The organism is Neoroseomonas oryzicola, from assembly GCF_012163135.1.
GTDB classification, from domain to species: Bacteria; Pseudomonadota; Alphaproteobacteria; order Acetobacterales; family Acetobacteraceae; genus Neoroseomonas; species Neoroseomonas oryzicola.
In genome coordinates this window covers 21,485-38,725 of the sequence record NZ_JAAVUP010000001.1, presented here as the reverse complement: position 1 = coordinate 38,725, position 17,241 = coordinate 21,485, and the positions used below count along the sequence as shown (strand labels likewise).

Sequence of the window (17,241 nt, the reverse complement as noted above, 5' to 3'; positions counted from 1 at the left end):
AAGGAAACCGCCAGCATGGCCGATATCCGCCCCACCGTCTTCTGCGACGGCGTCATCGAGGCCCAGGTCGCCCATGGCGTCGCGCGCATCTCGCTCGCGGTGACCGGCAGCGACGGCAAGGCGCTGCCCTGCGCGACGCTCTGCGTGCCGGTCACGCAACTGCCCGGGCTGGTGAACGGCATGGGCAACCTGCTGCGCCAGATCGAGGAGCGCGTGCGCGCCCAGGTGGCCCAGCAGCAGGCGCAACTCCAGGCGCAGCAGGGCGCCGCCCCGCCGGCGGAACAGCCCGCCGCCGAGGCGCCGCAGCCGACCGGCGCCTTCCGCTTCGACAGCTGACGCTCATACCAACCGCACGAAGTTCCGACCTACGCCCGCCAAAGGCGGGCGAGGCCGCTCATGCGGCGAGCCAAGCGAAGCGCCGGCGCTTGAGGGCACGAAGGCGCAACCTTCGCGCAGTTGGTATCAGAGCGCCACGCCCGGCCACTCGTCGCCGGTGATCTCCGGCTCGTCGAAGGCGGCGAGCCGAGCGGCGTGCACCGCGACATCCGCGGCGAACAGCCGCGCGCAGATGCCCTGCGCCAGCCGCTCCGCGCCCGCGCCGATGGCCGGGATGTCGCCGGTGAGTTTCCCGTGGCTCAGCGTCGCTGCGAAGTTCAGGCAGTGCAGACGTGCGAGATGCGGTGCCGTGCCGGGCACCCGCTCGGTGAAGGCGAAGGTCTCGTCGAGCCAGGGGTTGAGGCCGAGGGCCGCGTCGCGTTCCTCGGGCGGCGGCACGTAGACGTCGCGCCAGAGGCGGATCTGCTCGGCCACTTCGGCGAGTTCCGGCCGCATCCCCGCATCCTGCAGGAAGCCAGTGCCGAGGATGACGAAATCGGCGCGGACCTCCCCGCGTGGTGTCGCCAGGCAGAGCCCCTCACCGTCCTGCCGCACGCCCTCGACGCCTGCGCCGGTCAGCAGCGTGGCATTGGCGTGGGCCGAGACGCGGCGCACGCTTTCATGCGGCGGCGGCGTCTGGCGACGCTCGACCGTCAGCGCGAGGCGCCATCGCCATTCCGCCGGCAGGGCGTGCCAGCCATGCCAGGTGCCGCGCCCTTCCAGCGCCTTGCCCGAATTGACCCGCGGCAGGGAGGACCGGCGCAGCAGCATGGTCATCCGTCCGCAGCCGGCCTCGAGCGCGGCGGCGGCATTGTCGAAGGCGGAGGCGCCGGCGCCGATCACCACGACTTGGCGGCCGGCCAATGCGCCAAAGTCGATCTCGTCGGCAGAATGCGCCCAGAAGCGGCCCCGCCATTCGGGCAGGAACCCATCCAGGATGCGCGGCCCGCCCAGCCCGTCCCGCCCGGTCGCGAGGACCACGTGCCGGGCATGGGTCGTGGCGCCATCCGACAGGTCCAGGCGGAACAGCCCGCCCTCCGGGACGATGCGCGCGACACCGACGCCATTGCGGACGTCGAGCCCCGAGACGCGCCGGTACCAGCGCAGGTAGTCCATCCACATGTCGGTCGGGATCTTGCCGAGCGCGTCCCACGCCTCGGCGCCGTGCCGCGCCTCGAACCAGGCGCGGAAGGTCAGGCCCGGCAGGCCGAGCGCGGGCCCGGCCAGTTGCTTCGGGCTGCGCAGCGTCCGCATTCGCGCATAGGTCGCCCAGGGGCCTTCAAGCCCCTCGGGCGCGGGATCGAACAGCGCGACCCGCGCCACCCCTTCCCGCCGCAGCGCGAAGCCGACGGCGAGCCCCGCCATCCCCGCGCCGAGCACCGCGACATCCAGCGCGACGCTGCCATCCGGGGCCGCCGTCGGCGGCACCCAGCCGGTCGAGGGTTCCTGGAGGCGTTCGAGGTCGGCGGCGAGGCTCGCCTCGAGCGCGGCGAGGCCGGGGGCGCGGAGATGCTGCATCGCACCACCCTAGCCCAGCCCGCCGCGCCGGGCACCTCAGGCGGGCGAGGCGAGCGGCTTGCCCTTCTCGACGGTGAAGCTCACGGCTACCTTGCATCCCGCGCCGCCGGCCTGTTCGACATGCGGCCGCGCATTGGGGATCAGCAGGCTGTCGCCCGGCTTCAGGTTCGCCGCGGGCATCCCGTCGATCGTCAGCTGCAATTCGCCCTCCAGCACCAGGCCCGTTGTGATGCCGGGATGGGTGTGGCGCGGATTGCCGCCATTGGCCGGGAACTCGACCATGACGAGGTGCGTGACCATGTCGGTCCCCGGCACCTCGGTCGATTGCAGGATGGTGCGTCGCGCCGCGGCGGGCTGCGCGCCCGCCTCGCGGGTCGCGACACCGATCGCCGCGCAGATCGCGCAACCGGCGAAAACCCTGCGTCCCAGTGCCATGCGTTTCCTCCCTTGCTGGCCGGACGAAGGCTAGCGCCATTTCGTGCCGGCAACAGCCTTTCCCGCAGCCATCAAATGCCCGCGACATTGATCTGGGCCATTGCGATCGCTGCCGCGAAGGGCGCATCGGGACGCCGGGATCTCAGGACGAAGACCCCAAGAACGGCACAGGAGGAGAAGACATGGAACGGAGCACGCCCCACCAGGCCGCCCCCCGGACCGGCAACCTCGATTTCGGCCTGGCCGGCCTGCCGAACGGCGAGGCCATGACCCGCGCCGCGACCAACCTGATGAAGGAGAGCATGGACTTCGTCAGCGATCGGCTGCGCGCCGATTCGCGGATGCTCGAGCAGGCCTGCAACTGCGGCAACATCGCCGACCTCGCCGCCCTGCAGCAGCAATGGATGGCCGAGGCCTTCCGCGCCTATTCCGAGGTGACGAGCCGTATGCTCACCCAGGCCTTCGCCGCCGCGACGCCGGCCGAAGCGCCCGAGGCTACGACCCGGCCATCGCGCGCGGTGCGCGCCGCCGAACCGGCCGCGGCCGCCTGACGCCGGGCGGGGATCAGTTCCCCGCCAGCGCCCGCTTCGCCGTCTCGGCGAGGAACTTCGCCGCGACGGGCAGGATGTCGTCGTTGAAGTCGTAGCGCGGGTGATGGAGCTCGCGCCCATTCTCGGCCGGCCCGTTGCCGATCCAGACGAAGGCGCCCGGCACCTCGCGCAGGAACCACGCGAAATCCTCGCCGGTCATGGCGGGGAGCACGTCGCGGCGCACATCGGTGACCGCCGCGGCGGCTTCGGCCGCCAGGTCGCGTTCGGCCGCGTGGTTGGCGGTGACGCCGACGCCGGCGCGGAAGGAGAAGGTCGCGCGCACGCCGAAGGTCTGCGCGATGCCGTCGGCGATGCGGCCGAGGCCCTGCTCGATCGTCACCTGGTCCTCGTCGCGCAGCCAGCGCGCGGTGCCCTTCAGCGTGACGCGCGCGGTGATCTGGTTCTGCGCCTCGCCGCCCTCGACCACCGTGACGGACACCACGCCGCCGGTCAGCGGGTCGAGGTTGCGCGCGACGATGGACTGGATCGCGACGATGGCGTGCCCGGCGGCGACCATCGGGTCGCGCGTCAGGTGCGGCAGCGCGGCGTGGCCGGCATGGCCGTCGAAGACGATCTCGAAGCGCGCGCCCGCGGCCATCACCGCGCGGTCGTGCACGCCGATGGTGCCCGCAGGCAGGCCCGGCCAATTGTGCCAGCCGAAGATGCGTTCCATCGGGAAGCGCTGGAACAGCCCGTCGGCGATCATCTTGCGCGCGCCGCCGCCGCCTTCCTCGGCCGGCTGGAAGACCAGCCGGACGGTGCCCGTCCAGTTGGGGTCGTCCAGCAGCACCTTCGCCGCGCCGAGCAGCGCGGTGGTGTGCCCGTCATGCCCGCAGGCGTGCATCACGCCGGGCACGGTCGATTTCCAGGGCAGTTCCTCGCTCTGCTCCTGGATGGGCAGCGCGTCCATGTCGCCGCGCAGGCCGACCGAGCGGTTGCCGCCGCCGCGCCGCAGCGTCGCGACCACGCCGTGGCCGCCGATTCCCTCGGCGATGTCGGTGACGCCCATCTCGCGGAGGCGGGCGACGACGAAGGCGGCGGTCTCGCCCTCGTGAAGCGTGAGGCCCGGGTTCGCGTGCAGATGGCGTCGCCAGGCTGTAAGGGTCGCGGGAAGATCGGTGCTCATGATTCCACCACCCTATCCCGGTGCCCTGCGCAGCACCACCGCCCGCGGGGCCATGATCGCCGCCCTGGCCCTGGCTTTGCCGGTGGCGGGCCTGGCGCAGGAATCGGCCCCGGAACCGCCCGCCGTCCCGTACACGGCCGAGGTGACGGCGGCCGATTCGGATGCCCTCGCCGCCCTGGGCAACGCGGTGGCGCAGACCGTGACGCTGCGCGAACGCGCGCCGACCGACGCCTTCGGCCTGATCGGACGGGTCCGCGCCGACCTGCCCCGCCTGCAGGACGCCCTGCGGGCCGAGGGCTATTGGGGCGGATCGGTCGCCGCGACCATCGCCGGGCGGTCGCCGGACGATCCCGCCCTGCCCGCCCTGCTGCAGTCGGCCACCGACCCCGTGCCGGTGGTGCTGACGCTGACGCCAGGGCCGCTCTATCGCATCGGCCGCGTCACCGTGACGGCCGACCCGCCCGCCGATGCCCCCGCCGTGCAGGCGGCCGCCGCCGAGTCGGGCCTCGCCGAGGGCGACCCGGCTCGGACTGCCGCGGTCTCCGGCGCCGAGGGCGCGATGACCGAGGCGCTGCGCCGCAGCGGCCACCCCACGCCCAGCATCGACGGGCGCGAGATCTGGGTCGACCACGACCGCCGCACCATGGACATCGCCTGGCGGATCGCGCCCGGGCCCGTCGCGACCTTCGCCCGCCCCAGCGTGACCGGGGAGGTCCGCACCAATGCCGGCCTGCTGGAACGCACCGCCGCCAGGCAGATCGAAGGCCGCGAATATTCCCCCGCGACGCTCGAACGCGGCCGCCGCGCCCTCGTCGCTCTTGGCGTCTTCGACAGCGTGCGGGCGGAACCGGCGACGGAACTCGCACCCGGCAATCGCCTGCCGGTCACCTTCCACGTCAGCGAGCGGCCGCTGCGCGCGATCGGCGGCACCATCTCCTGGGAGACCAATTACGGCCTCGGGATCAGCGCCTTCTGGGAACACCGCAACCTGTTCGGCGGCGCCGAGCGCCTGCGCCTGGAGGCCGAGGCGACGCGCCTCACCGAGACCGACGCGCCCGACGCCACCTACCGCGCCTTCGCCACGCTGACGGTGCCCGAGATCCTGGGCTACGACGCGCGCCTGATCGCCCGCGTCGGCGCCGTGCGCGAATTCCTCGACGCCTATGACCGCGAGGCCGTGGTCGCCTCGGCGCTCGCCGAGCATTCGCTCTCCCCTCGCCTCGCCGTGCAGGCCGGCCCGACCTTCGAGACCGGGCGGATCGGGCGCGATGGCGTGCTCGATCCCTATTCGTTGCTCGGCGTCGTCGGCGGCGTGCGCTGGGACGGCACGACGAGCCTGCTCAACCCGACCTCCGGCCAGCGCGCGAGCATCACCGCCACGCCCTACTGGTCGATGCAGGACGGCGCCACCTTCACGCGATTGCTGGCGACCGGCAGCACCTATTTCGACGTCTCGGGCGATGGCGGCAGCGTGCTGGCGCTGCGCGCGGCGGTGGGATCGGTGGTCGGCGCCTCCTTCGACCAGATCATCCTCGACAAGCGCTTCTATGCCGGCGGCGGCGGCTCGGTGCGCGGCTACACCTACCAGTCGATCGGGCCGCGCGACGCGCAGAACCGGCCGCTCGGCGGCGCGAGCCTGCTCGAGTTCAGCGCCGAATGGCGCCAGCGCATCTCGGGCCCCTGGGGTGCCGTCGCCTTCGTCGATGGCGGCTCGGTCAGCGAGGACATGATGCCGGGCAGCGGCACCATGCGCATCGGCGTCGGCGGGGGCATTCGCTACAACACGGCGATCGGCCCCATCCGCGTCGATATCGGTATGCCGCTCAATCCCCAGACGGGCGATGCGGCCTATGCGCTTTATGTCGGCATCGGGCAGGCCTTCTGAGATGCGCCGGATCCTCCGCATCATCGGCTTCCTGCTGCTGGCGCTGCCGGTTCTGCTGCTGGCGGTCCTCGGCGGCGGGCTGTTCTGGGCGAACAGCGAAGGCGGGCGGGCGACCATCGCGCGCCTCGCGTCCGAGAATGTGCCCGGCCTGCATGTCGAGGGCCTTTCCGGCCCCCTGCCCGGCCGCATCGGTGTCGCGCGCCTGACCATGTCCGACGCCGAGGGCCCCTGGCTGGAACTCGAGGATGCGCGCATCGCGCTCGACCTGATGGCGCTGGTGCGGCGGGAGGCGCGCATCGAGGTGGTGACCGCCCGGCGCGTCGCCCTGCTGCGCCTGCCGCCCGGCGACGGCACGCCGCCCCCGCCGCCCGATCCCGACGCGCCGCTGATCCCGGCCCTGCCCGACCTGCCGGTGGCGCTGCGGCTCGACCGGCTGGCGGTGGAGCGGATCGAGCTCGGCGCCCCCATCCTCGGCACGGCCGCCGTGCTGTCGCTCGAGGGCGAGGCGGCGCTGACGGCGGGACGGCTTTCCGCGCGCGTCGAGGCGCGGCGGATCGACACGCCCGCCGAGGTCCGGCTGTCGCTCGATCTCGCCCCCGGTTCGGACCGGCTGATGGCGCGCCTGGATGCCTCGGAGCCGGCAGGCGGGCTGCTCGCGACGATGATGGGCCTGCCGGACCGCGCGGCGACGGCGCGGCTGGTGCTCGACGGGCCGGCCAGCGGCGCGCGGCTCGACCTGCAGGCGTCGCTCGGGGCGGATATCACCCTGGCCGCCGAGGGCCAGGTCAGCGCCGCGGCGGATGGCGCGGCGGCGGCGGCCCTCACGCTGCGCGTCGCCGCCGCGCCGCTGCTGCCCCAAGACGTGCGCGCGCCCGCGATGCCGGCGGAGATCGCCCTCGACGCCGGCATCGACGCCGCGCGGCGGGTGGCGCTGCGGCGCCTGGCCGTGCAGGTGCCGGCGGGGCGCGTCGAGGCCTCGGGCCGCGCCGACCTCGCTGCGGAAACTCTCGACATCATCCTGCGCGCGGCGATCGGGGAGAGCACGCGCCTCGGCCCGCTTCTGCCGCCGGTCGCACGGTGGGACGCGGTCACCGCCGAGATCCATGCGGACGGCGCGATGCGCACGCCACGCGTCACTGCCGATATCGCGCTCACGGGTTTCGGCAGCGAGACGCCGCAACTCCTCGCCGCCCTCGGGCCGACGCCGCGCCTGACGCTGCGCGCGGTCGCGCCCGACCGCATCGAAGCGCTGACACTGACCGGCGCCGCGTTGCGCGTCGAGGCCGAAGGACAGGTCGGCGAGGCGCTCGACGCCACGCTGCGCGCACAGGTCGCGGACCTCGCGCCCCTCGTGCCGGGCCTCGCGGGCGCGTTGCAGGCCGAACTGCGCGCCACCGGTCCGCGCGGCGATCCCTCGCTCGCGCTGACCGCGCGCGGGGAACGCGTCGAGCGCCAGGGCCAGGTGCTGGAAGCGCCGGAGGTGACGCTCTCGGTCGCGACGCCGCTGTCGGCCCCGCGCGCGGAAGGGCGCGCCAGCGCGGTCTATGCCGGGCTGCCGGTCACGCTCGACCTGCATGGCGTGCCGGAGGGCGAGCGGCTGCGCCTCGAACGCCTTGTCGCCGGCTTCGGCCCGGCGCGGCTGCAGGCCCAGGGGCTGCTTGACCCGAATGCGGCGACCTTCGTGGGCGAGGCATCACTCGATGTGGAGAACCTCGCGCCCTTCTCGGCCCTCGCGGGCACGCCGATGGAAGGGCGCGTCGCGCTGCGCAGCACGCTCGACCTGCGGGAGGGGGTGCAAGGCTTCGATGCGACGCTCGAGATCCCGGGCGCGACCATCGCCGGCACGCCGCTCGGCGGCACGCTGACGGCGCGCGGAACGCTCGCCGCGCTGGACGCGACGCTCGAGGCGCGCGCGATGGATGCACGCCTGTCCACCCGCGCCCGCGTCGCGCAGGAGGGCGACACGCGGCGCATCGAGATCCCGGACCTGTTGCTGCGACGCGGCGCCGACAGCCTGCGCCTGGCCGCCCCCGCGCGCATCGGCATCGGCGCCGACGGGGCCGTCGCGATCGACGCGATGGCGCTCACCACCAGCCGTGGCGGCACGCTGCGCGCCGAAGGCCGCTGGGGGCCCGAGACCGCCGATATCCGCGCCAACCTCGCCGCGCTGCCGGTCGCGGCCATCGCGGCGCTGGCCGCACCCGACCTCGCCGTGCAGGGCAATATCAGTGCCGATGCCCGCGTCACCGGCCCCGTCGCCGATCCCTCGGCGCGCTTCCGGCTGGAGGGGACCGGCCTTGCCTCGACCGATCCGTCGCTGCGTGGCCTGCCGTCCGCGCGCCTCGTCGTCGAAGGCACCGCCGGCGCCCGCACCGCCGAGGCGCGACTGGAATTCTCCGCCGGGCAGGCGCTGCGCGCGACCGGCACCGCCCGCCTGCCCGGTGGGTTCGAGCCGCGTTCGCCCATCGCCGCGCGGCTCGACGCGACCGCCGATCTTGGGGCCATCGCCGGGCCGCTGCTCGCCGCCGGGGCGCAGCGCGTGACCGGCCGCGCGACGCTCCAGGCAGAAGCGGCGGGCACCGTCGGCGCGCCGCGCGCAACCGGCCGGCTGACGCTCGCCGACGGGTCCTTCCGCGACCTCGCCCAGGGCGTGACGCTGAACGCCATAGCCGCGACGATCCGCGCCGAGGGCGACCAGGTCACCATCGAACGTTTCGATGCGCGCACCCCGGGCAACGGGACGATCAGCGCGACTGGCACCGTTTCCCCCGCCGCGCCGGGCCTGCCGGCCGAGATCACCGTGACCGCGCGCAACGCGCGGCCGCTGCGCTCGGACATCGTGACCTCGGTGTTCGACGCCGACCTCCGGCTGGCCGGGCGGCTGCTGCAGGATTCGCGCCTGTCCGGGCGGATCGGCGTGCAGCGCGTGGACATCACGGTGCCCGAACGCCTGCCGCCCAGCGTGCAGCGCCTGGATGGCGTGCGCGAGCGCGGGCGGCGGCCGCCTAACACGCCGCCCCTCGCCCCGCCCGCGCCAGCGGCCGCCCCCTCCGCCGCGCCCGACATCGCGCTCGAGATCACGATGGAGGCGCCGCGCGCCGTCTTCGTCCGCGGGCGCGGCATCGATGCCGAACTCGGCGGCACGCTCGGGATCGGCGGCAGCACCGCGGCGCCGGCCGTGACCGGCGGGCTCAACCTGCGCCGCGGCAGCATCTCGGTCTTCGACCGGCGCATCGACTTCCGCCGCGGCAGCATCGCCTTCAACAGCGGGACGCTGATCCCGACGCTCGACTTCCTCGCCGCCTCCCGCGCGCGGGAAGTGACAGCGAACGTCACCGTCACCGGCCCCGCCAACGACCCGAAGATCGAGTTCTCCTCGACGCCCGAACTGCCGCAGGACGAGATCCTCGCGCGCCTGCTGTTCGACCGGCGGGCGAGCGAGCTCAGCCCCTTCCAGCTCGCGCAGCTCGCCCAGGTGCTGGCCGGCGCGGCGGGGATCGACACGCCCGCCGCGGGCGGCATCCTCGACCGCATCCGCCGGGCGCTGGCCCTCGATCGCCTGTCGGTCGGGGAGGAGCGCAACCGCGACAACACGCGCACCGAGGGCGCCTCGCTCGAGACCGGACGCTATGTCGCGGACGGCATCTATCTCGGCATCCGGCAGGGCACCGAGGGCGGGCCGCCGCGCGTCGGCGTCCAGGTCGACCTGCTGCCGCGCGTGCGCGTCGAGGCCGAGACCGGCGGCAACAGCGCCGGCGGGGATCGCGTGGGGCTGTCCTTCGAGTACGAATATTAGTCGTTCGATCCCGACAGCCCGCGCGCCCGCAGCCAGGCCGCGACATGGTCCACGAAGGCGCGCACCGTCGGCGTCATCAGCCGGTTGGCGGCATAGACGGCGAAGATGCCGCTCTGAGGCGTCGCCATGACGGGAAACAGGCGCTGCAACTGCCCCGCGGCGAGCGCGTCGCCCACCGCCCAGTCCGGTAGCGCCACCAGCCCGATCCCGGCCAGCGCCGCGGCGCGGAGGGACTCCCCGTTGTCGGTCAGCAGCACCGGCCGGATGGCCACCGCTTCCTCCCCGATGCGCCAGGTGTCGCGGATCGGCAGCGGGGAGAAGCCGACGCAACGGTGCCGCGCGACGTCGCCGGGCTGCTCCGGCACGCCGTTCTGCGCCAGGTAGGCGGGCGCGGCGACGATGACGATGCGCGAGGTGGCGAGCCGCCGCACCACCAGCCCCGGCGCCGGCGCGGCGGTGACCCGGATGGCGAGGTCGAAGCCATCCTCCACCAGCCGCACCGCGCCATGCGCCTCGGCGAATTCGATCTCGACTGCGGGATGGGCGGCGAGGAAGCCGGCTAGCGCCGGCACCAGGTGGCGCGCGGCGAAGGCCTCCGGCACCGCGACGCGCAGCCGGCCGGCCGGCGCCTTCTGCAGCGCCTGCACCTCGAGCCGTGCGGCGGCCTCCTCCTCCAGGAGGCGGCGGCACCGAGCGTAGAAGGCGCGGCCGGCCTCGGTCGGCTGGACCTTCCGCGTGCTGCGGTCGAGCAGCCGCACGCCGAGGCGTTCCTCGAGCGCGCGCACCGCCTCGCTGACCGAGGATTTCGCCGTCTGCAGCCGCTCGGCCGCGGCGGTGACGCTGCCCGTCTCCACCACGCGCACGAAGGCCTCGATGCCGGCGAAGGCTGCCATGGCGCGATTGTTCGCCCTGGCGAACACGGCGTCCAGAAGCATCGTCTGCCGTGGACCGGGCCGGCCACGACAAGGTGTTCCCGCGGCACGGAGGCCGCCAGGCAAGGGAGCAGACGAGATGCTGGACGTGGTGAACGCTTCGATCAGGACCGTGGCCGCGGAGGGCGGCGAGGTCCTCAACGTCTTCGGGGGCAGAATGGTGGTGAAGACCGACCCTGCCATCCTTGGCGTCTTCCTCGCGGAGCATGTCGTGCCGCCGGGCTACTGCGTGCCCCCGCACATCCATGCCGAGGACGACGAGGCCTTCTACATCCTCGAGGGCGAGCTGACGCTGATCGGCGATGCGGGCGAGCAGCGCATCGGGCCCGGTGCGACGGCCGAACTGCCGGCGCGGTCCCGCCATGGCTTCCGCAACGATACGGGCGCGCCCGTCCGCTTCCTGGTGGCGCTGCGTCCGGGGCTGCAGGGGATCGAGATGTTCCGGCATTTCGACCGCGCCGGGCGCCTGACGCGGGGCGTGCTCGCCCCGGCCGAGATCGCGGCGATCTGCGCGGAATACGGCGTCGCCCTGGGCTGATGCGGGACGGGCCGGCGCCGCCGGCCCCTACCCCCTCACATAGCCCAGCCAGTCCCACCAGGTCGCCGTCAGCAGCAGGATCAGCGCGTAGCCGATCGCGGTGAGGACGATGCCCGACCGCATGAAGTCGCGCCCCTGGAAGGTGCCGGTGCCGAAGGCGACCATGTTCTGCGGCGCGTTCACCACCAGCATGAAGCCGAAGGAGACGACGAACTGGAGGACCATCGTCAGGCCGACCACGTTCACCGGCACGCCGGCGCGCGAGACCTCCTGCAGCACGGAAATCACGATCGGGATGAAGGCGGCCGACAGCGCGGTGGCCGAGGCGAAGCCCAGATGCACCACGATCAGGAAGGCCGCCATCACCGCCACGACCACGAAGGGCGTCGCGTGGCGCAGCGCGAAGATGTCGACGATCTGGTTCGCCATCCAGCCCGCCCCGCGCGTCTGCACCAGCACGGTGCCGAGCGCGATGCCGACGGAGAACAGGATCAACGTGCCCCAGGGCACGGCGGTCTGGGCCTGCTTCCAGCTCATCACCCCGATGCGCGGCAGCAGCAGCACCGTGACCACCATGATGGTCGAGGAGGCGGTGTCCAGGGCGTGCAACTTCGTCTCGGTCGCCCAGAAGCCGAGCAGCACGATGGCGGCGAGCAAGGTGCGCTTCTCCGCCCCGCTCATCGGCCCCAGCGCCTGCAGGTCGCGCGCGATGGAGTCCGCTCCGCCGGAGGCGACCTCGGCCTCGGGCGTGTGGAAGCGCCAGAGCACGACGAAGACCACCGGCGTCATGATCAGCCAGAAGGGCGCGGCGGCGATGAGCCAGTCGAGCCAGGTGACATGCGCGCCCGGAATCGCCCGCCCGATCAGGCCGAGGAAGGTCGCGTTCTGCGCCGCGGCCGTCAGCACGCCGATGTTCATCACCGAGCAGATCTGCGCCGAGCCGATCATCAGCAGTGCCGCGAGGCGCGAATCCCGCTTCATCCCGAAGGCGGCGATGATGCCGAGCACGATGGGCACCACGGCAGACACGCGCGCCGTCGCAGACGGCACCAGGAAGGCCAGAAGGATGCCGACCGCGAGCGTGCCGGCGAAGGTCCCCTGCGGCTTGGTGCCGACGCGCGAGAGCGTCGCGAGCGCGATGCGCCGGTCGAGCCCCGTCGCCGTCACCGCCGCGGCGAAGACCAGCGCCGCGGCGACGAGGGCTACCGCGTTGTTGGCGAAGCCCGCGATCGCCATGTCGCGTGCGCGGGCGATGCCGATGACCTTCGTCGGGTCCTGCATGTCGGGCGCGGTGCCGACCAACAGGATGATGCAGGTGCCGATCAGGAAGGCCGAGACCGTCAGGTCCACCGCCTCCGTCACCCACAGCACCACGGCGAAGAGCAGGATGCCGATGGCCCGCTGCCCGGCGACCGGCAGACCGGCCAGGGGAGGCGCAAGCACCGCGACGGCCAGCACCGCGAGCGCGAGTCCGAGGCCGATCCAGCGCCGTGCCCCGTCCCCAGCCTCCGCCGCTGCCGTCGCCATGTGCTCGCCCCTTCCCCGACCTTGACGCGAAGGATCGCTTCAGGCGCGGGGGCGTGCCTTGACGCGCATCAAGCGGGCGGCGCGCCCAGCGCTTCGAGCACCGCGGCGCGCTTCTCCATCCACCAGCCATGCTGCGGCGGCCAGCAGGCGAAGACATCCTCCGTCGTGCCGGGTTCGAGCACGCCGCGCGCCATCAGCGCCCAATTGGGGTTGTTCATCGCCTCGCGACCAACGGCGATCAGGTCGGCCTCGCCGTTCGCCAGCACCGCCTCGGCCTGGTGCGGACCGATGATGAGGCCGACGGCCATGGTCGCGAGGCCGACATCGCGGCGGATCTCGGCCGCGTAGGGCACCTGGAAGCCGAAGCCGCGCGGGACGCGTTTGCTGCCCGTGGCGGACCCGCCGATGCCGCCGGAGGAGCAATCCACCACATCGACCCCGAGCGACCGCATCGCGCGCGCGAAGGCGACGCTGTCCGCCATCTCCCAACCGCCCTCCATGCCGTCCACGGCCGAGATGCGCACGAAGACGGGGCGGTCTTCCGGCCAGGCCTCACGCACGGCGCGGATCACCTCGAGCGGGAAGCGCATCCGGCCGGCCAGGTCGCCGCCGAAGCCGTCGTTGCGCGTGTTCGACAGCGGCGAGAGGAACTGGTGCAGCAGGTAGCCATGGGCGCAATGGACCTCGACGGCCTCGAAGCCGGCGGCATGGGCCCGTTTCGCCGCGGTGGCGAAGGCATCGCGGATGCGGGCCATGCCCCCGGCATCGAGGGCGGCGGGCGTCAGGTGGCCCTCGGCGATCGGCTTCGCGACGGCGGAGACGATGTCCCAGGTGGTCTCGCCCTTGGCGAATTCCCGGGCGCCGAGCGGACCGTTGCCTTCCCAGGGCCGCTGCATCGATCCCTTGCGGCCGGCATGGCCCAGCTGGATCGCCGGCACCGCGCCCTGGGCCTTGATGAAGTCGACGATGCGCTTCAGCGGCGCGACGTGGTCATCCGACCAGAGGCCAAGGTCGCCATGGGTGATGCGCCCGTCCCGCAGCACCGAGACGACCTCGGAGAACACCAGGCCGAAGCCGCCGACCGCGAAGCGGCCGAGCTGGACCATGTGCCAGTCGTTCGCCATGCCCTCGACCGCCGAATACTGGCAGAGCGGCGGCACCACGGCGCGGTTGGGGATGGTCAGGCCGCGCAGCGTCAGCGGCGAGAACAGCAGCGATCCCATGCGGGACGTCCTCCTGGGGCGATTGGTTGCGCCCAGGATGGAACGGGTCTCGCTACCCCGCCAGATGCCGCCGCCGCAGCAGGCGCGGCAGCAGACCGTCGACCGGGCCGATCAGCACCGACACGGCCCAGGCGCCGCCGGCGACGAGCACGATGGCGGGTCCGCTCGGCACATCCGCGTGGAAGGACAGCACGAGGCCGGCATAGGAGGAGACCAGCGCGAGGCCGACCGCGGCATAGGCCATGCCCGAGACCTCCCGCGCCCAGTGCCGCGATGCGATGGCGGGCAGCATCATCAGCCCCACGGCCATCAGCGTGCCGAGCGCCTGGAAGGCGGACAGCACGTTCACGACGACCAGCGCCTGGAAGACCATGTGCCACAGCCCGCCTCGCGCGCCGGCGGCTGCGGCGAAGGCCGGGTCGAAGCATTCCAGGACCAGCGGCCGCCAGGCGAAGGCCAGCACCGCGAGCGTCACCGTCGCCACCCCCGCCATCAACAGCAGCGCCGGGTCGTCCACGCCGAGGACGGATCCAAACAGGATGTGCGTGATGTCCGCCCCGCCGCCCCCGCCCATCGAGATCAGCGCCACGCCGAGCCCGAGCGCCAGCAGGTAGAGCGCGGCGAGCGTCGCGTCCTCCCGCCCGCCCGTGGCGCGCGACAGCGCCCCGGCACCGACCGCGACGAGCAGCCCCGCGACCAGCCCGCCGAACCACAGCAGCGGCGCCGAGAACCCCGCCAGCAGGAAGGCCAGCGCCACCCCCGGCAGCGCGCCGTGGGCCAGCACATCGGCCGTGAGGCTCATCCGCCGCAGCACCAGGAAGACGCCCAGCACCGGCGCCGAGACGGACAGCGCAAGGCATCCCACCAGCGCCCGCCGCAGGAAGCCGAAATCGGCGAAAGGGGCGATCAGCAGATCGTACATGTCAGGCGATCAGCCCCACCCGAACGCGGCCCGATGCGCTGCATCGGGCCGGGAGCGCAAAGCGCGACCGCGCCCAGACCGCCCGCTGCGCCCAGCGCAGCAGTCCATGGCGCGCAAGCCAAGCCCGCGGACGCGGGCGCCGGCGTTTGAGGCAAGCATTACGCCGCCCGATGGCAGTGCTCGGCCTCTTCCGACCAGGCCTCGGCCATCATGCGCGCCTTCAGGCGATTGGCGGCGGACAGCGCCTCCGCCGTCGGCCCCCAGGCGATGGCGTCGCGCGCCAGCAGCAGCGTCTCGGGGAATTCTCGCGCCACCAGGTCGAGGTCGTGCAGCACCGCGATCACCGTCCGCCCCTGCCCGTGCCATTCGCGCACCAGGCGCAGCAGGTCTGCCGAGGTCTTGGCGTCCACGGCGTTGAAGGGTTCGTCCAGCAGCAGGATGTCGGCGTCCTGCACCAGCAGGCGGGCGAACAGCAGGCGCTGGGTCTGCCCGGCGGAGAGCGTCCCGACCGGCCGCTTCTCGAATCCGCCGAGGCCGACCGCAGCCAGGGCGTGCTCGGCGCGGTGGCGGTCCTCGGCAGAGACACCACGGAAGGCGCCGATGCGCGGCCAGAGGCCCTGCATCACCACGTCGCAACAGGCGATCGGAAATGCGCGGTCGAGCGCGGCCAACTGGGGCAGCAGCGCGATTCGGGCGGTGCCCTCGGCGGTGATGCGCCCGCTCTCCGGCTTGTGAAGCCCGGCGAGGGCCCGCAGCAGCGTCGTCTTGCCGGCCCCGTTGGGACCGACCACGGCGGTCAGGCTCCCCGGCGCGAAACGGCCCGAGACGTGGTGCACGGCCGGCCGCTGCCCGTGAGTCAGCGTCAGGTTCTCGAGCGTCAGGCCCGCCGGGAAGCGATGCGTGCTCATGCCGCCAGCGCCCAGGCGACACCCGCCCACAGCACCGCTGCCACGCCACCCGCCAGCATCAGGCGGGACGCGGCTCCGGAGGACAGCGCCAGGGGGTCGGGGAAGCCGAACATGATACGATATGATGTAACACTACGATCCTGCTGGGCAAGGCGCCCGTCGCACCCTATCTCCGCGACCCATGCAGGGCAGCCCCGCGACCGACCCCGACGCCGACCTCCGCCGCGGATTGCGGCGCCACCGCATGCTGGCGACCGGCCTGCTCGCCGGCATGGGCGGGCTGCTGGTCGGCACCTACTACATGCCGCCCGGCTACTGGACCGAGCTGCTGCAGGCCTCGGCCAAGGCCGGCGTGGTGGGCGGCCTGGCCGACTGGTTCGCGGTGACGGCGCTGTTCCGCCACCCGATGGGCATCCCCATCCCGCACACGGCAATCGTGCCGAACCAGAAGGAACGGCTCGGCCGGGCGCTCGGGCGCTTTGTCTCGTCGCACGTGTTCACGGAAGCCGAGGTCCGCCGTGTCATCGGGCGGCTCGACCTCGCGCGCATCGTGCAGAAGTTCCTGGCCGACCCGGCGGCGTCGAAGCCGGCCGCGGCGGCGCTGGCGCGTAGCCTGCCGAAGATGGTCGAAAGCCTCGAGGACGGGCGGGCGCGCCGGCTGCTGGTCCGGTTGCTGCCCCGCATCGTCTCCGGCCCCGCGGGCGCGCGACTGGTGGCGCGCGTGCTGCGGGCCTTCGTCGCCTCGGGCCGGCACCAGGAGGTGTTCAGCCTCGCCATCGGCCAGCTGAAGGTGCTGATGGCGGCGCGGGAGGACGCGCTGCGCAGCGCCATCGAGACGCGCGTGCGCGCCGAGGGCGGCGCGGTGATCGGCTGGCTGGCCGGCGCGACGGTGGCCAAGCGCGTGCTGCACGCCATCAACACCGAGCTCGACAAGGTCGAGCCCGAGGATTCCGACCTCCGCGCCGCCTTCGCCGAATGGCTGGGGCATGAGATCGAACGGCTCGAGACCGACCCCGAGCGCGCCGCGGCGATCGGCCGCGTGCTGCGGGAGGCGCTGGCCCATCCCTCGGTCGCGGCCTGGCTGCTCGATGTCTGGGCGCGGCTGCGGGCGGCATTGGTGGCCGACGCGCATCGCCCGGACGGGCGAACGGTGGCGCTGCTGACCGGCGTCTTCGCCAATGCGGGCACGCTGCTCGCCGAGGATGCCGGGGCGCGGGAGAGGCTGAACCGCGCGACCGAGGGCGTGCTGATCACGCTGCTGCCCTCGGCCCAGGCGCAACTGTCCGACTTCATCGCCAGCGTCGTCGGCAACTGGGATGCGAAGGCGGCGGCCGAGAAGATCGAGCTGCGCGTCGGGCGCGACCTGCAATACGTCCGCATCAACGGCACGCTGGTCGGCTTCCTCGCCGGCGGGGCGCTGTTCGCGCTGCTGACAAAGGTCTTCGGCGGCGTCGCTCACTGACCCC

General features: G+C 73.3%; 14 protein-coding genes. 6 read left to right on the top strand and 8 right to left on the bottom strand.

What is annotated here, in order from left to right:
* Window positions 1–15 precede the first annotated feature (15 nt).
* Window positions 16–336 (top strand): hypothetical protein, encoded by a 321-nt coding sequence (locus GWK15_RS00190; RefSeq protein WP_168037884.1) that lies wholly within the window; start codon window positions 16–18, stop codon window positions 334–336.
* A gap of 126 nt (window positions 337–462) precedes the next feature.
* Here GWK15_RS00190 and GWK15_RS00185 read toward each other — a convergent pair whose 3' ends face one another.
* A complete protein-coding gene (locus GWK15_RS00185) occupies window positions 463–1,893 on the bottom strand; it encodes an NAD(P)-binding domain-containing protein (RefSeq protein WP_168037883.1) in 1,431 nt (476 codons plus the stop codon).
* Window positions 1,894–1,929: 36 nt separating this feature from the next.
* Window positions 1,930–2,328 (bottom strand): cupin domain-containing protein, encoded by a 399-nt coding sequence (locus GWK15_RS00180; protein WP_168037882.1) that lies wholly within the window; start codon window positions 2,326–2,328, stop codon window positions 1,930–1,932.
* 182 nt (window positions 2,329–2,510) lie between these two features.
* Between GWK15_RS00180 and GWK15_RS00175 the strand changes: the two genes are divergently transcribed.
* The gene (locus GWK15_RS00175; RefSeq protein ID WP_168037881.1) at window positions 2,511–2,879 is read left to right on the top strand and encodes a hypothetical protein; all 369 of its coding nucleotides are present in this window, start codon (window positions 2,511–2,513) and stop codon (window positions 2,877–2,879) included.
* A gap of 13 nt (window positions 2,880–2,892) precedes the next feature.
* On the opposite strand, the gene GWK15_RS00170 is transcribed toward GWK15_RS00175, so the two are convergent.
* Window positions 2,893–4,044 carry an amidohydrolase gene (locus tag GWK15_RS00170; protein ID WP_168037880.1) on the bottom strand — a complete coding sequence of 384 codons (1,152 nt, stop codon included), beginning with the start codon at window positions 4,042–4,044 and terminating at the stop codon, window positions 2,893–2,895.
* Between GWK15_RS00170 and GWK15_RS00165 the strand changes: the two genes are divergently transcribed.
* Together GWK15_RS00165 and GWK15_RS00160 are read left to right on the top strand one after the other, a co-directional pair.
* On the top strand, window positions 4,043–5,929 hold the full coding sequence (locus tag GWK15_RS00165) for an autotransporter assembly complex protein TamA (protein WP_168037879.1): 1,887 nt from the start codon (window positions 4,043–4,045) through the stop codon (window positions 5,927–5,929). The two genes, GWK15_RS00170 and GWK15_RS00165, sit on opposite strands and share 2 nt — an antisense overlap.
* Window position 5,930: 1 nt before the next feature.
* Entirely contained in the window at window positions 5,931–9,725 is a 3,795-nt protein-coding gene (locus GWK15_RS00160; protein WP_168037878.1) for a translocation/assembly module TamB domain-containing protein, read from the top strand.
* Here GWK15_RS00160 and GWK15_RS00155 read toward each other — a convergent pair.
* Window positions 9,722–10,618: a LysR family transcriptional regulator gene (locus GWK15_RS00155; RefSeq protein WP_168037877.1), complete on the bottom strand. Its 897-nt coding sequence runs from the start codon at window positions 10,616–10,618 to the stop codon at window positions 9,722–9,724. The two genes, GWK15_RS00160 and GWK15_RS00155, sit on opposite strands and share 4 nt — an antisense overlap.
* Window positions 10,619–10,736: 118 nt before the next feature.
* Here GWK15_RS00155 and GWK15_RS00150 point away from each other — a divergent pair, with 118 nt between their 5' ends.
* Window positions 10,737–11,195 (top strand): cupin domain-containing protein, encoded by a 459-nt coding sequence (locus GWK15_RS00150; RefSeq protein ID WP_168037875.1) that lies wholly within the window; start codon window positions 10,737–10,739, stop codon window positions 11,193–11,195.
* A 27-nt stretch (window positions 11,196–11,222) separates the two neighbouring features.
* On the opposite strand, the gene GWK15_RS00145 is transcribed toward GWK15_RS00150, so the two are convergent.
* The 4 genes from GWK15_RS00145 to GWK15_RS00130 all read right to left on the bottom strand — a co-directional run bounded on the left by GWK15_RS00145 (window position 11,223) and on the right by GWK15_RS00130 (window position 15,775).
* Window positions 11,223–12,722: an SLC13 family permease gene (locus GWK15_RS00145; protein ID WP_168037873.1), complete on the bottom strand. Its 1,500-nt coding sequence runs from the start codon at window positions 12,720–12,722 to the stop codon at window positions 11,223–11,225.
* A gap of 68 nt (window positions 12,723–12,790) precedes the next feature.
* A complete protein-coding gene (locus GWK15_RS00140; RefSeq protein ID WP_168037868.1) occupies window positions 12,791–13,945 on the bottom strand; it encodes an NADH:flavin oxidoreductase/NADH oxidase in 1,155 nt (384 codons plus the stop codon).
* Between the two features lie 52 nt (window positions 13,946–13,997).
* Window positions 13,998–14,867 (bottom strand): metal ABC transporter permease, encoded by an 870-nt coding sequence (locus GWK15_RS00135; protein WP_168037867.1) that lies wholly within the window; start codon window positions 14,865–14,867, stop codon window positions 13,998–14,000.
* 158 nt (window positions 14,868–15,025) lie between these two features.
* Window positions 15,026–15,775 carry a metal ABC transporter ATP-binding protein gene (locus GWK15_RS00130; protein ID WP_168037866.1) on the bottom strand — a complete coding sequence of 250 codons (750 nt, stop codon included), beginning with the start codon at window positions 15,773–15,775 and terminating at the stop codon, window positions 15,026–15,028.
* A gap of 181 nt (window positions 15,776–15,956) precedes the next feature.
* Between GWK15_RS00130 and GWK15_RS00125 the strand changes: the two genes are divergently transcribed.
* Entirely contained in the window at window positions 15,957–17,237 is a 1,281-nt protein-coding gene (locus tag GWK15_RS00125; protein WP_168037865.1) for a DUF445 domain-containing protein, read from the top strand.
* Window positions 17,238–17,241: the final 4 nt, after the last annotated feature.

Excerpts from the sequence above, each read along its gene's own strand:
- GWK15_RS00145 (WP_168037873.1), bottom strand. The coding sequence starts at position 12,722 with ATGGCGACGGCAGCGGCGGAGGCTGGGGACGGGGCACGGCGCTGGATC.
- GWK15_RS00170 (WP_168037880.1), bottom strand. The coding sequence starts at position 4,044 with ATGAGCACCGATCTTCCCGCGACCCTTACAGCCTGGCGACGCCATCTG.
- GWK15_RS00160 (WP_168037878.1), top strand. The coding sequence starts at position 5,931 with ATGCGCCGGATCCTCCGCATCATCGGCTTCCTGCTGCTGGCGCTGCCG.
- GWK15_RS00150 (WP_168037875.1), top strand. The coding sequence starts at position 10,737 with ATGCTGGACGTGGTGAACGCTTCGATCAGGACCGTGGCCGCGGAGGGC.
- GWK15_RS00135 (WP_168037867.1), bottom strand. The coding sequence starts at position 14,867 with ATGTACGATCTGCTGATCGCCCCTTTCGCCGATTTCGGCTTCCTGCGG.
- GWK15_RS00175 (WP_168037881.1), top strand. The coding sequence starts at position 2,511 with ATGGAACGGAGCACGCCCCACCAGGCCGCCCCCCGGACCGGCAACCTC.
- GWK15_RS00125 (WP_168037865.1), top strand. The coding sequence starts at position 15,957 with ATGCAGGGCAGCCCCGCGACCGACCCCGACGCCGACCTCCGCCGCGGA.
- GWK15_RS00165 (WP_168037879.1), top strand. The coding sequence starts at position 4,043 with ATGATTCCACCACCCTATCCCGGTGCCCTGCGCAGCACCACCGCCCGC.
- GWK15_RS00155 (WP_168037877.1), bottom strand. The coding sequence starts at position 10,618 with ATGGCAGCCTTCGCCGGCATCGAGGCCTTCGTGCGCGTGGTGGAGACG.
- GWK15_RS00190 (WP_168037884.1), top strand. The coding sequence starts at position 16 with ATGGCCGATATCCGCCCCACCGTCTTCTGCGACGGCGTCATCGAGGCC.
- GWK15_RS00180 (WP_168037882.1), bottom strand. The coding sequence starts at position 2,328 with ATGGCACTGGGACGCAGGGTTTTCGCCGGTTGCGCGATCTGCGCGGCG.
- GWK15_RS00140 (WP_168037868.1), bottom strand. The coding sequence starts at position 13,945 with ATGGGATCGCTGCTGTTCTCGCCGCTGACGCTGCGCGGCCTGACCATC.
- GWK15_RS00185 (WP_168037883.1), bottom strand. The coding sequence starts at position 1,893 with ATGCAGCATCTCCGCGCCCCCGGCCTCGCCGCGCTCGAGGCGAGCCTC.
- GWK15_RS00130 (WP_168037866.1), bottom strand. The coding sequence starts at position 15,775 with ATGAGCACGCATCGCTTCCCGGCGGGCCTGACGCTCGAGAACCTGACG.